Genomic DNA, 13,236 nt, shown 5'->3' on the forward strand with positions numbered 1-13,236 from the left:
CGCGCCACGAGGCGGCCGCGGTCGTCGGTGAGGTCGGTCTGCACGACGACCCGGGTGCGCGAGGCAGCACGGCGACGGTCTCGTCGGAGCCGGCGGTCTCCAGCCAGATGCACAGGCGCGCGGCGAAGGGCATGGCGGCGACGATCTCGTCGGGAGTCACGACCCCGAGCCTCGGCCGGGGAGGTGCTGATCGTCCATGACCCACGAGGTCATCGACCCGCCTACGGCGGCGCGCCCAGGCTTCCTCCCGTCACCGACACGAGGAGGACGCCATGCCCGCCACCGACACCACCACGCTCGTCGACCGCTACCTCGCCGCCTGGAACGCGACCGACCCGGCCGCGCGTCGCGCGGCGGTCGCCGCGGCCTTCACCCCCGACGCGCGCTACGTCGACCCGCTCGCCGACGTCCGCGGCCACGACGGCGTGGACGCACTGATCGCCGGCGCGCAGGAGCAGTTCGCGGGCCTGGTGTTCTCGCCCGGCGACGTGCTCGACGCCCACCACGACGTCGTGCGCTTCACCTGGCACCTCGGCCCGGCCGGTGCCGAACCCGTCGTCATCGGGTTCGACGTCGCGGAGGTCGCCGACGACGGGCGGCTGGCCCGCGTCCACGGCTTCCTCGACAGAGTCCCCGCGTGAGTCAGGCCCCCGCGACGGGCGCCGGCGACGGGCTGTCGAGCCCGTTCGCCTCCCGCACCACGTCGACGAACTCGCCCATGATCCCGGTCAGCGAGTAGGTCTTCGGCGTCACGACACGGTGCACGCCGAGGCGCTGGAGCTGCTCGGCGTCGCTCGGCGGGATGATCCCGCCGACGACGACCGGGATGTCGTCGGCACCCGCGCGGGCCAGGCCGTCGAGCACCGCGGGCACGACCTCGAGGTGCGAGCCCGAGAGCACCGACAGGCCGACGACGTGCACGCCCTCCTGCACCGCGGCCGCGACGATCTCGGCGGGCGTGAGGCGGATGCCCTGGTAGATGACCTCGAACCCGGCGTCGCGCGCCCGCACCGCGATCTGCTCGGCGCCGTTGGAGTGCCCGTCGAGGCCCGGCTTGCCGACGAGCATGCGCAGCGACGACGTGCCCATCTCCTCGGCGGTCCGCCGCACCCGCGCCCGCACCGCGGCGAGCTCCTCGGGCGCCTCGCCCGAGCCCGAGGACGCGGCGGACACCCCGGTCGGCGCGCGGTAGGAGCCGAAGACGTCGCGCAGCGCGGCCGCCCACTCCCCTGTCGTCACGCCGGCCTTCGCGCAGGCGAGCGTGGCGTCCATGAGGTTCTCGTCGGTCGACGCGGCGTCGCGCAGGCGGGCGAGCGCGGCGTCGGCGGCCTCCTGGTCGCGGTCCGCGCGCCACTCCTGCACCGCGCGGGCGGCCTCCTCCTCCACCGACTTCTCGACGGTGAAGATCGCATCGGCGCCCTCGGCCTGCAGCGGGCTGGGCTCGGTGGAGGTGAACTTGTTGACCCCGACGACCACGTCCTCGCCGGACTCGAGCCGCATCCGGCGCTGCGCGAGCGACGACACGAGCTGCGACTTCATGTAGCCCGAGTCGACGGCCGGCACCGCGCCGCCCATCTCGGCGACCTTGGCCATCTCCGCCCGGGCGCCCTCGACGATCGCCGCGGTCTTGGCCTCCATGACGTGCGACCCGGCGAAGATGTCGTCGTGGTCGAGCAGGTCGGTCTCGTAGGCCAGCACCTGCTGCATCCGCAGCGCCCACTGCTGGTCCCATGGCCGCGGCAGGCCGAGCGCCTCGTTCCACGCGGGCAGCTGCACCGCGCGCGCCCGGGCGTCCCGGGACAGCGTCACCGCGAGCATCTCCAGCACGATGCGCTGGACGTTGTTCTCCGGCTGGGCCTCGGTGAGCCCGAGCGAGTTGACCTGCACGCCGTAGCGGAACCGGCGCATCTTGGCGTCCTCGACGCCGTAGCGCTCCCGGCACAGCTCGTCCCAGAGCTGCGAGAACGCGCGCAGCTTCGCGATCTCCTCGATGAAGTGCAGGCCCGCGTTGACGAAGAACGAGATGCGCCCGACGACCTGCCCGAAGTCCTCCGGCGGCACCTGGCCCGAGTCGCGCACCGCGTCGAGCACGGCGATCGCCGTCGACAGCGTGTAGGCGACCTCCTGCGTCGGCGTCGCCCCGGCCTCCTGCAGGTGGTAGCTGCAGATGTTGATCGGGTTCCACTTGGGGACGTTCGTGTAGGTCCAGGCGATCATGTCGGTGATCAGCCGGACGCTCGGCGCGGGCGGGAACGCGTAGGTCCCGCGCGAGAGGTACTCCTTGACGATGTCGTTCTGCGTCGTGCCCGCGAGCGAGCTGCGGTCGGCGCCGTGCTCGTCGGCGACGGTGACGTAGAGCGCGAGCATCCACATCGCCGTCGCGTTGATCGTCATCGAGGTGTTGGCCTCGTTCAGCGGGATCCCGTCGAACAGCGCCCGCATGTCCCCGACGTGCGACACCGGCACGCCGACCTTGCCGACCTCGCCCTTCGCGAGCTCGTGGTCGGGGTCGTAGCCGGTCTGCGTGGGCAGGTCGAAGGCCACGGAGAGGCCGGTCTGGCCCTTCTCCAGGTTGCGCCGGTAGAGCTCGTTCGACGCGCGCGCCGACGAGTGGCCGGCGTAGGTCCGCATGACCCAGGGCCGGTCGCGGGCGTCGTCGCTGGGGTAGGGCACTCGGTACCTCCGCGGTGCTGCGTCACCTGGCGATGACCCGCTGATGTTACCGACGGGTCCGGGCGACGGAATCGCGTGCGGGATGCCGTGGCCCACAGGATCGGTCAGGAAGAACGGGCGCGGGCGGCCCGGTCGGGGGATGATGGGGCGATGGTCGGGTCCATCGGCGAGATCCTCACCGCCATGGCGATGGTGATCCTCCTCGCCGGCCTGCTGCGCTACACCTTCGGCCGCGGCCCCCAGGGCGCGGTGCCCGACGAGAACGGCGACCTCGGCCTGCTCGAGACCGTGGCCGTGGTGCCGACGCGCGAGGCCGCCGACGTGCTGGTCGCCAAGCTCGCGCGGGAGAAGGTACGGGTCACGGTCAGCCACGGCGAGGAGGGCTGGCGCCTGCTCGCGTTCCCGTCCGACGCCGACGACGCCCGCGTGGTGCTGCGCCAGACCTGAGCGACGACCCCCGATCCGTCAGCCCCTCCGCACCTCACGTATGTGAGCACTTTCCGGGCCTATGGGCCCGGAAAGTGCTCACATCAACGCTGGGGTGGCGCCGCGATCCGCTGGATGTCGCCGCCGAGGGCCGCGAGGTTCTCGACGAACAGCGGGTAGCCGCGGTCGATGTGCGCGACGTCCCAGACCTCGGTCTCGCCGTCGGCGCACAGCCCGGCGAGCACGAGCCCGGCGCCCGCGCGGATGTCCGACGCCCACACCGGCGCCGACGACAGCCGCCGCACCCCGCGGACCACGGCGTGGTGGCCGTCGGTGCGCGCGTCGGCGCCCAGCCGGACCATCTCCTCGACGAACCGGAAACGCCCCTCGAAGACGTTCTCGGTGATCATCGAGGTGCCCTCGGAGATCGCCGAGAGCGCGATCGCCATCGGCTGCAGGTCGGTCGCGAAGCCCGGGTAGGGCAGCGTCACCCAGTCCACCGAGCGCGGGCGGGCGGCCATGACCACCCGGAAGCCGCCGTCGAGGGCGGTGACCTCGGCGCCGGCCTGGCCCAGGCGGTCGAGCACGAGGTCGAGGTGGTGCGGGTCGACGCCGTTCACGGTGACGTCGCCGCCGGCCATCGCCGTCGCGAAGCCCCAGGTGGCGCCGACGATGCGGTCGCCGATGACCCGGTGCGTGGTCGGCGTCAGCGGCCCGCCGCCGTGCACGGTCAGCGTCGAGGTCCCGCCGCCCTCGATCTTGGCGCCCATCTGCTGGAGCATCGTCACGAGGTCGACGATCTCCGGCTCGCGCGCGGCGTTGTCGATCACCGTGGTGCCGTCGGCGAACACCGCGGCCATGAGGATGTTCTCGGTGGCGCCGACGCTGGGGAAGTCCAGCCAGATCTGCGCGCCGCGCAGCGTCTCCGCTCCCGCGACCACGCAGCCGTGGGAGATCTCGCTCGACGCCCCGAGCAGGCGCAGGCCCGCCTGGTGCATGTCGAGGGGACGCGAGCCGATCGCGTCGCCCCCGGGCAGCGGCACCACCGCGCGCCGACACCGGGCGACCAGCGGCCCGAGCACGCACACCGAGGCGCGCAGCCGCGAGACCGAGCGGTAGTCGGCCTCCGGGGTCAGCTCGCCGGGGACGTCGATCGTCACCGTGTCGCCCGCGACCGACACCGCGCAGCCGAGGCTGCGCAGGACGTCCGCCATGAGCGGGACGTCGAGGATCTCGGGGCAGTTGGTGATGACCGTCCGCCCCTCGGCGAGCAGCGCCGCCGCCATCAGCTTGAGCACGCTGTTCTTGGCGCCGACGACGTCGACCGCACCGGACAGCGGGCCCGAGCCGCGCACCACGAAGTGCTCGTTCATCGGACCGTGACGCTACCCGTCGGCCCGCACGGCCCCGTCGGCGGAACCCCCGCGGCCGTGGTCCGCGGCGGTGCTGCGCCCCGGGCGGCGGGGGACGACCATCGGCGTGCCCGTCTCGGGGTCGTCCAGCACCCGGCAGGAGAGCCCGAAGACCTCCGTGACCAGGTCCTCCGTGACGACCTCGCCCGGCGACCCGCTCGCGGCCAGCGACCCGCCCCGGTGCAGCGCGACGAGGTGGGTGCCGTATCGCGCGGCCTGGTTCAGGTCGTGCAGCACGGCGACGAGCGTGCGGCCGTGCTCGGCGTGCAGGCGGGAGCACAGCTCGAGCACGTCGACCTGGTGGGCGATGTCCAGGTAGGTCGTCGGCTCGTCGAGCAGCAGGATGGGCGTCTCCTGGGCCAGCGTCATCGCCAGCCACACGCGCTGGCGCTGCCCCCCGGAGAGCTCGTCGACGACGCGGCTCGCGAGGTCGGTCACGCCGGTGAGCGCCAGCGCCCCGGTCACCGCCTCCTCGTCCGCGTCGGACCACTGCCGCAGGAGGCCCTGGTGGGGGTAGCGCCCGCGGGCGACGAGGTCGCCGACGGTGATGCCGCCGGGCGCGGTCGGGGTCTGCGGCAGCAGGCCGAGACGGCGGGCGACCTCCTTGGAGCGGTACCCGGCGATCGCCTTCCCGTCGAGCACGACCGAGCCCGCCGACGGCACGAGCAGCCGCGCCAGCGCCGCGAGCAGCGTCGACTTGCCGCAGGCGTTCGGGCCGACGATGACGGTGAACGAGTCGTCGGGGATCGTCACCGAGAGCTCGCGGGCCACCGTGTGCCCCTCGTAGCCCAGGGTCACGTCCTGGGCGGACAGGCGGGTCATGAGCGCTCCGCGGTCGTCGGGGCCGGGGTCGGGGTCGGGGTCATGCCGGGTGCCCCCGCCACAGCCGCACCAGCAGCGCGACGAGGTAGAGCCCACCGAGCAGGCCGGTCGCGACGCCGACCGGCAGGGGTGTCGGGGCGAAGAGGCGGGTCACGGCGAGGTCGCTCACCACCAGCAGGGCCGCCCCGAGCAGCGCGCTGGGCACGAGGACGGGAGCGGCGGCGCGGCACAGGCGCCGGGCGATCTGGGGGGCCGCGAGGGCGACGAACGGGATCGGTCCGGCGGCGGCGGTCGCGGCGGCGGCCAGGCCGACCGAGGCCAGCAGCAGGATGCTGCGGGCGCGGGCCGTGGGGACGCCGAGCGCGCCGGCAGGGCGGTCACCGAGCTCGAGCAGGGCGAGGCGCCGCCCGCTGCCGAGCACCACGGGCAGCAGCACCGCGGCCGCCCCCGCGAGCGCGAGCACCTGGGGCCAGCCGCGGTTGGACAGGTCGCCGAGCAGCCAGGACTGCGCGTCGACGGCGGTCTGCAGCACGGCCGTGGTGATCAGCCAGCTGTTGACGGCCGTGAGCATCGCGCCGACACCGATCCCGATGAGCACGAGGCGCAGACCCTGCGTCCCCCGCCCGGCCGCGAGCGTGACGACGACCAGCGCGGTGACGAGCCCGCCGAGCAGGGCCCCGACCGACACGCCGAGCGTCGACGCGCCCAGGACGACGATGGCGACGAGCGCGCCCGTCGAGGCCCCGGTGGTGAAGCCGATGACGTCGGGGCTGCCCAGTGCGTTGTTCGACAGGCTCTGCAGCACCGCGCCGCTCACCGCGAGCGCGGCGCCCACCATGACCGCCAGCAGCAGGCGCGGCAGGCGCAGCGAGAGCACGATGAACTCCGTGGCCCGGCTCCCCTGCCCGACCAGGGTCTCGCCCACCTCGGTCAGGGTCAGCGGGAACTCCCCCGTCGTCAGCGCGAGCAGCGCCCCGACGAGGACGACGCCCGCAGCGACGACCCCGACGGCCACCGAGCGCGGGGCGACCCGCAGGGCGAGGCGCCCGCCGGCCAGGCGCACGAGGCGCCCGGTGACCGGCGCCGCCTCCCGCGCGGTCACAGGTTCACCAGCCGACGCCGGCGGCAGAGCAGGACGAAGACGGGCACCCCGAGCACGGCCGTCGTGACCCCGACCTGGATCTCGCCGGGGAAGGCGAGGACGCGGCCGACGACGTCGGCGACGAGCAGCACGACCGCCCCGAGCAGCGCGCTGTAGGGCAGCAGCCACCGGTGACCCGGCCCGACGACGAACCGGACGGCGTGGGGGGCGGCCAGCCCCAGGAAGGCCACCGGGCCGGCGGCCGCCGTCGCCGCCCCGGCCAGCACGGTGGCCACCCCGCCCGCGACCAGCCGGGTGCGCTCGACGTCGAGCCCCAGCGCGGCGCCGGACCGGTCGCCGAGCGCGAGCGCGTCCAGGGCGCGCGCGAGGACCAGCGCGGCCACCACGCCGACGGCGATGAAGGGGGCGACGGCGAGGAGCACGTCCCAGCGGCGGCCCGAGAGTGACCCGAGGTTCCAGAAGCGGAAGGCGTCGAAGGTGCGGGGCGAGAGCACGAGCGCGGCGTTGACGAGCGCGACGAGCATCGCGGTGATCGCCGCCCCGGCGAGGATCAGCCGGTCCGGGGTGCCCGAGGAGCGCCCCGTCGCGCCGAGCACGTGTACCGCCGCCATCGCCGCCCCGGCGCCGGCCAGGGCGAACCACACGTACCCGGAGACGGTGCCGACGCCGAACACGCCGATGGCCAGGACGACCGCGGCCGAGGCCCCGGCGTTGACCCCCAGCAGCCCCGGGTCGGCGAGCGGGTTGCGGGACAGCCCCTGCATCACCGCGCCGGACAGGGCCAGCGCGGCCCCGACGAGCAGCGCCAGCAGCCCGCGCGGGACGCGCAGGTCGCGGACGATCGCCGCCTCGGTGCCCAGATCCCCGCCGGACCCGCCGCCCCACAACAACGCCCAGGACTGGGCGAGCCCGATGTCGCGGGAGCCGATGCCGACGCTGAGCAGGAGCACGAACAGCGCGAGGGCGGCGAGCGCCACCAGACCGAGGGCGCGCGCGGCCGGCCGGGAGCGAGGCCGGGACGGGCTCCGCCCGGGCGATGTCACCGCGACCACCGGCCGCTCCCTTCCGAACACCTGTCGGGTTCCTGGTCCTGCTGCCGCCGCGCAGCCTAACCATTAGGGTTGCCTACCCTCAGGTACCCGCTCCCGTCCCCTGGAGTGCCCGTGCTGTCCCGATCCGTCCGCCGACTCGCCCTCGCGGCGTGCGCCACGGTCCTGCTCGTCCTCGCCGCCTGCGGGGGTGGCGGCGGCGAACCGGCCGGGGGCGGCGCTCCCACCGGCGCCCCGGCCGGGCCCCCGACCGGGGCGTTCCCGGCCACCATCGAGACGAAGTTCGGGCCGGTGACCGTCGAGGAGCCGCCGCAGCGCGTCGTCGCGCTGGGCTGGTCGGACGCCGAGACCGCCCTCGCCCTGGGCGTCGAGCCGGTCGGCGCCGCGGACTGGCTGGGCTTCGGCGGCACCGGGGTCGGCCCGTGGTCGGTGGGCTACGAGAACCCGCCGGTGATCCTCGGGACCACCCAGCTCGACTACGAGGCCGTCGCGGCGCTGCGGCCCGACCTCATCCTCGACACGCGCTCCTCGGGCGAGCAGCAGCGCTACGACACGCTCTCGCGGATCGCGCCCACGATCGCGCCGCCGCCGGGGCTCACGGCCTCCTACGGCACGACGTGGCGCCAGCAGATGACGATGGTCTCGCAGGCCCTGGGCACGCCGGACGAGGGCGCCCGCCAGATCGCCTCGCTCGAGCAGGAGTTCACCGAGGCGCGGCAGGCGCACCCCGAGTTCGTCGGCAGCACCGTCGCCGTCGGCGCGTTCTTCGGCGGGCAGTGGGGCGCCTACGTGCCCGGCGACCAGCGTGTGGACTTCATGCGGGAGCTCGGCTTCGTCTCCAAGCCCGAGATCGACCGGCTCGCGGACGGGTCGTCGTTCTACGTGAACCTCTCCGGCGAGCAGGTCGGCCTCCTCTCCGCCGACCTCACCGTGGTGTTCCCGATCAACGCCTCCGCCGAGGCGATCCGCACCGACCCCGTGCTGTCGCGGACACCCGCCGCGCAGGCCGGGAACCTCGTGGTCCTCGACGACCCGACCACGAGCAACGCGTTCTCCTCGGGCTCCGTCCCCGGCACCCGTGCGGCCCTCGACCGCGCCGTGCCGCTCTTCGCGGGAGCGCTGGCACCCTGACGGGGTGGTGAGCGCGCCTGACACCCTGTCCCGCGGGCCGGCCCTGCCCCCGTGGCTCGCCGCGGAGATGGCGGCCGTCCCGCCCCGCGAGACGCTGGCGAGCGCCGACGAGCTCGCCGCGGCCTCCGCCCGGCTGGCGGCCGAGCACCCCGGGGTGGTGACGCACCGCCGTGTCGGCACCTCGGCGCTCGGCGAGCCGCTGACGGCCCTGACCCTCGGTGACGGCGGGGACGCCCCGTCCGCGCTGGTCATCGGCCTGCCCCACCCCAACGAGCCGGTCGGCGGGCTCACCGCGCTGCACCTCGCGCGGCGGCTCGCGGAGGACGACGCGCTGCGTACACGGCTCGGGCTCGTCTGGCACGTCGTGCCGTGCATCGACCCGGACGGGCTGCGCCTCAACGAGGGGTGGCTCGCCGGGCCGTTCACGCGCGAGCACTACGCGCGCCACCTCTACCGGCAGGCGGGGCACGAGCAGATCGAGTGGAGCTTCCCGCTCGCGCACAAGGACGCCTGGTTCGACGCGGTGCTGCCCGAGACGCTCGCGCTCATGCGCCTGGTCGACGAGCACCGCCCGGCGCTCATGGCCTCGCTGCACAACGCGGAGGTCGGCGGCGTCTACCACTACCTGTCGCGTCCCGAGCCCGCGCTGCACCCGCTGCTGCAGGCGATCCCGGCGCAGGCGGGCCTCACGCTGCACCGCGGCGAGCCCGAGGCTCCGTGGATCCCGCTGCTCGCCGAGGGCATCTACCGCTCGCTCGACATCCGCGACGCCTACGACCACCTCGAGCTCACCGGGGAGCAGGGCTCGCTCACCGGCGGCAACTCCACCGGCGCGTACGCCGCGCGCCACGGGACGTTGACGCTGGTCACCGAGGTGCCGTACTGGCGCGACGACCGGCTGGGCGACGGGAGCCCGAGCGGGCACGGCCGCTCGGCGCTGCTCGCCGGGGCCGGCTCGGCGGTGCGCGAGCTCGCCATCACCCTGCGCGCCACGCTCGACGCCGTGGACGGGGCCGTCCACGAGTCGCCGTTCGTGCGCGCGACCCGCTTCTTCGCCCCGTTCCTCGCCGGCAGCGCCGACGACCTCGCCCGCCGCGCCGCCGCCGAGCCCGACCGGCCCGCCACCGTGGCCGAGCTGGCCTCGCTCGCGGAGATCACCGACATGTCCCGGCTGCGCTACGCCGGCATGCTGCTGCGCGCGCTCGACGCCGAGATCGCGCTGGGCAACGTGCGCCCGGCGGTCCGCGCCGCCCGCGCCGGGCTCGCCGAGCACGTCGCCGCCTGGTGCGCCGAGGCGGCCGGGCGCACCCCCGCCGACACCGTCCCGATCCGCGACCTCGTCGCCGTCCAGGCGGCCTCGGTCCTCGCCGCCGCGGACCACCTCGCGGGCCCGGTCGCTCCCTAGACTGGCGCCGTGGCCGTTCACCTGACCCGGATCTACACGCGCACCGGCGACGACGGGACCACCGGTCTCTCGGACTTCTCGCGCGTGCCCAAGACCGACCCGCGGCTCTCGGCCTACGCCGACTCCGAGGAGGCGAACGCCGCGATCGGCGTCGCGCTCTCGGTGGGCGAGCCGCCGGAGGCGATCGTCGCGCCGCTGCGCCAGATCCAGAACGACCTCTTCGACGTCGGCGCGGACCTGGCGACACCGATCGTGGAGAACCCCAAGTATCCACCGCTGCGCGTCACCGAGCGGCAGATCGAGCGGCTCGAGGGCTGGTGCGACGAGTTCAACGCCGACCTGCCGAAGCTGGACTCGTTCATCCTGCCCGGCGGCACCCCGGCCGCGGCGTACCTCCACGTGGCGCGCACCGTGACCCGGCGGGCCGAGCGCAGCACCTGGGCCGTCGTCGCCGCCGACCCCGACCGCACCAGCCGCCTCCCGGCGCACTACCTCAACCGGCTCTCGGACCTGCTGTTCATCCTCGGCCGGGTCGCCAACCCGGGCGGCGACGTCCTCTGGGTCCCCGGCGGCCCGGAGGAGCAGCGGGACTGACCCCGGCGCACGGCGAGCGACCGCGCCGTCGGTCGTGGTGCGCCGGGCCCTGCCTCAGCCGTCGGCCGTTCCCTCGCCGCGGTAGGTCGGGACGGTCGCGACGACCCGCTCGCCGTCGACGAGGTGGTAGGCGGTGACGTGCTCGGCGAGCTCGCCGGCCTTGGCGTGGCGCATCCACACGCGCTCCCCGAGCGCCGGGACGCGTGAGCCCCGCACCGGCGTCTGCACCTCCCCCGCGCCCTCGGTGCCGGTGAGCGCGAGGTCGTCGCGCACCGGGGCGGGCAGCCGGGACGCCGCGGCCGGCCCCGAGGCCACCCAGCCGCCGCCGGCGAGGGTCGCGGTGCGCCCGTCGGGTCGGCGCACCACCGGCAGGGCGTAGGCGAGCGCGGGCCGCGGGTGCAGGCGGGTGTAGCGGTCGAAGAGGGTCGCGCCGACGAGGGCCGAGCCGGCGGCGATCTCGGTGACCGACGGGTCGGCGCGCGTCGACTCGACGCTGCCGCTGCCGCCGCCGTTCACGAACGCGAGGTCCGCCTCCGCGCGCACGGCCCGCACCGCCGCCCCCCGCCGGGCGGCCAGCTCGCGCGCCGACCGCCGCTGCATCCAGCCCACCACCGCGTCGCGCGCCCGCGCGCCCGTCGCGTCCGGCACCCCGGCGATCTGCCCCTCGTAGGCCATCACACCGACCAGCCGGAACCCCGGCCGCGCCGTGATCGCCCGCGCGAGCCGCCCGGCCTCGCGGGCGGTGTGCACCGGCGAGCGGCGCGCCCCCACGTGCACGCCGGGCAGCGGGCGCCACGCGGCGTCGAGCTCGAGGCACACGCGCAGCTCGGGGTGGCCGGGGCCGAGGACGGCGTCGACGAGGTCGAGGTGCTCGACGCTGTCGACCATGATCGTGACCGCGGCCCGGGCGCGCTCGTCGGCACCCAGCGCGCGCAGGGCGGCGCGGTGGACCGTCGGGTAGGCGACGAGGACGTCGTCGCTCGTGCCCTCGGCGACCAGCCACGAGGCCTCGGGCAGCGTGAAGGCCATCAGCCCGGTGACCTCGGGCCGGGTGAGCGCGCGCCCGATCAGCGCGCGGCAGCGCAGCGACTTCGTCGCCAGCCGGATCGGGCGCCCGTCGGCGCGGGCCAGCAGGTCGTCGAGGTTGGCGTCGAACGCCGCGAGGTCGACGACGGCGAACGGCGGGTCGAGGTCGGCGGTCGCGCGGTCCCAGCGGGCGGTGGCGGCTGGGGTGGCGGCGGCCGGCGTGGCGCGACCACGGCGGCGGATCACGGTCCGGACGCTACGGTGCCGGGATGGGCGGCGGCACCTGGCACAACTGGGCCGGCACCGTGGCCGCCCGGCCCGCCCGCGTGCACCTCCCGCAGAGCGTCGACGACGTCGTGGCGGCGGTGCGGGCCGCGGCCGCCGCGGGCGCGACGCTGCGGCCCCGCGGCAGCGGGCACTCGTTCACCCCCCTCGCCGCGACCGACGGCCACGCGCTCGACCTGCGGGGATGGACGGGCCTCGAGGCGCTCGACACCGTCACCGGCCGGGTGCGCGTCCGCGCCGGCACGACACTGCGGGCGCTCAACGCCGTGCTCGACGCCCACGGCCTGGCGCTGGCGAACCTCGGCGACATCGACGCCCAGACCGTCTCCGGTGCCGTCGCCACCGGCACCCACGGCACCGGCGCGCGCCTGGGCGGCCTCGCGACCCAGGTCGTCGCGCTCGACCTCGTGCTCGCCGACGGGACCCGCGTCACGTGCTCGACGGGCGACGAGCTCTTCGAGGCGGCCCGCGTGGGGCTGGGCGCGCTGGGCGTCGTCACCCACCTGACCCTGCAGTGCGTGCCGGCCTTCGCGCTGCACGCGGTCGAGCGCCCCGAGCCCCTCGACGACGTCCTCGCCGACCTCCACGGCCTCCTGACGGGCGCGGACCACGTCGAGTTCTACTGGTTCCCCTACGGCGCGCAGGCCCTGGTGAAGCGGAACCGGCGGGTGCCGGTCGGCGAGGCTCCGGCCCCGCTGTCGGCCGCCCGGCGGTTCCTCGAGTACGACGTGGGAGAGAACGCGGCGTTCGGGACCCTGTGCCGCGTGGGCCGGGCGCTGCCCCGCACCGCGGTCCCGCTCGGCCGTGTCGCGGCACGGGTGCTGTCGGCGCGCGAGTACGGCGACCGCTCGCACCGCGTGTTCGCCACCACCCGGCGCGTGCGCTTCGTCGAGTCCGAGTGGGCGGTGCCCCGGGAGCGGCTCGCGGCGGTGCTCGACGACCTGCGCCGGCTCGTCCCGCGCCTCGAGCACCCGGTGCTCTTCCCCGTCGAGGTGCGGGTGGCCGCGGCGGACGACGTGTGGCTCTCCACCGCCCACGGCCGCGACACCGCCTACGTCGCGATCCACCAGTACGTCGGCGCGCCCCGCGCGGAGTACTTCGCGGCGTTCGGCGAGGTGGCGGCCGCCGCCGGCGGGCGCCCGCACTGGGGCAAGGAGCACCACCTCGACGCCGCGGCCCTCGCGCAGCGCTACCCGCGGTTCGACGACGTCCGCCGCGTGCGCCGCGAGGTCGACCCCGGCGGGCTGTTCACCAACCCGCACCTCGAGCACGTCCTCGGACCGGTCTGCGAGCGTTGACCGCTCCGCCGCG

12 protein-coding genes are annotated in these 13,236 nt (G+C 75.6%); 6 read left to right on the forward strand and 6 right to left on the reverse strand.

Translation table 11 applies throughout. The features are described from left to right. The first annotated feature begins 272 nt into the window (after positions 1 to 272). Positions 273 to 641, forward strand: coding sequence for a nuclear transport factor 2 family protein (locus ACYX4T_RS11150; protein ID WP_476014584.1), 369 nt, complete (start codon positions 273 to 275; stop codon positions 639 to 641). A 1-nt stretch (position 642) separates the two neighbouring features. Here the strand turns inward: ACYX4T_RS11150 and ACYX4T_RS11155 are convergent, their stop codons facing one another. Then, positions 643 to 2,673: a protein meaA gene (locus tag ACYX4T_RS11155; RefSeq protein ID WP_476014585.1), complete on the reverse strand. Its 2,031-nt coding sequence runs from the start codon at positions 2,671 to 2,673 to the stop codon at positions 643 to 645. A gap of 150 nt (positions 2,674 to 2,823) precedes the next feature. Between ACYX4T_RS11155 and ACYX4T_RS11160 the strand changes: the two genes are divergently transcribed. Further along, positions 2,824 to 3,120: a hypothetical protein gene (locus tag ACYX4T_RS11160; RefSeq protein ID WP_476014586.1), complete on the forward strand. Its 297-nt coding sequence runs from the start codon at positions 2,824 to 2,826 to the stop codon at positions 3,118 to 3,120. 83 nt (positions 3,121 to 3,203) lie between these two features. On the opposite strand, the gene murA is transcribed toward ACYX4T_RS11160, so the two are convergent. From murA to ACYX4T_RS11180, 4 genes are read right to left on the reverse strand one after another with little or no spacing between them, the layout of a single operon-like run. Continuing rightward, a complete protein-coding gene (gene murA, locus ACYX4T_RS11165; protein WP_476014587.1) occupies positions 3,204 to 4,472 on the reverse strand; it encodes a UDP-N-acetylglucosamine 1-carboxyvinyltransferase in 1,269 nt (422 codons plus the stop codon). 12 nt (positions 4,473 to 4,484) lie between these two features. Continuing rightward, entirely contained in the window at positions 4,485 to 5,333 is an 849-nt protein-coding gene (locus ACYX4T_RS11170; protein ID WP_476014588.1) for an ABC transporter ATP-binding protein, read from the reverse strand. Positions 5,334 to 5,373: 40 nt separating this feature from the next. Further along, on the reverse strand, positions 5,374 to 6,435 hold the full coding sequence (locus tag ACYX4T_RS11175; protein ID WP_476014589.1) for a FecCD family ABC transporter permease: 1,062 nt from the start codon (positions 6,433 to 6,435) through the stop codon (positions 5,374 to 5,376). After that, entirely contained in the window at positions 6,432 to 7,487 is a 1,056-nt protein-coding gene (locus tag ACYX4T_RS11180; RefSeq protein WP_476014590.1) for a FecCD family ABC transporter permease, read from the reverse strand. The genes ACYX4T_RS11175 and ACYX4T_RS11180 overlap by 4 nt, the downstream gene beginning before the upstream one ends. 111 nt (positions 7,488 to 7,598) lie before the next feature. Here ACYX4T_RS11180 and ACYX4T_RS11185 point away from each other — a divergent pair, with 111 nt between their 5' ends. Genes ACYX4T_RS11185 through ACYX4T_RS11195 form a run of 3 tightly spaced genes read left to right on the forward strand, consistent with a single transcriptional unit; the run spans position 7,599 to position 10,614 of the window. Beyond that, complete coding sequence (locus ACYX4T_RS11185) at positions 7,599 to 8,615, forward strand: iron-siderophore ABC transporter substrate-binding protein (RefSeq protein WP_476014591.1); 1,017 nt, start codon at positions 7,599 to 7,601, stop codon at positions 8,613 to 8,615. A 7-nt stretch (positions 8,616 to 8,622) separates the two neighbouring features. Then, positions 8,623 to 10,020 (forward strand): M14 family zinc carboxypeptidase, encoded by a 1,398-nt coding sequence (locus ACYX4T_RS11190; RefSeq protein ID WP_476014592.1) that lies wholly within the window; start codon positions 8,623 to 8,625, stop codon positions 10,018 to 10,020. Positions 10,021 to 10,029: 9 nt separating this feature from the next. After that, the gene (locus ACYX4T_RS11195; RefSeq protein WP_476014593.1) at positions 10,030 to 10,614 is read left to right on the forward strand and encodes a cob(I)yrinic acid a,c-diamide adenosyltransferase; all 585 of its coding nucleotides are present in this window, start codon (positions 10,030 to 10,032) and stop codon (positions 10,612 to 10,614) included. 54 nt (positions 10,615 to 10,668) lie between these two features. On the opposite strand, the gene ACYX4T_RS11200 is transcribed toward ACYX4T_RS11195, so the two are convergent. Beyond that, a complete protein-coding gene (locus ACYX4T_RS11200) occupies positions 10,669 to 11,886 on the reverse strand; it encodes an alanine racemase (RefSeq protein WP_476014594.1) in 1,218 nt (405 codons plus the stop codon). A gap of 23 nt (positions 11,887 to 11,909) precedes the next feature. On the opposite strand from ACYX4T_RS11200, the gene ACYX4T_RS11205 reads away from it, so the two are divergent. After that, on the forward strand, positions 11,910 to 13,223 hold the full coding sequence (locus ACYX4T_RS11205; protein ID WP_476014595.1) for a D-arabinono-1,4-lactone oxidase: 1,314 nt from the start codon (positions 11,910 to 11,912) through the stop codon (positions 13,221 to 13,223). Positions 13,224 to 13,236 lie beyond the last annotated feature (13 nt).

It is taken from the genome of Actinomycetospora sp. ABD4_176 (assembly GCF_056311855.1).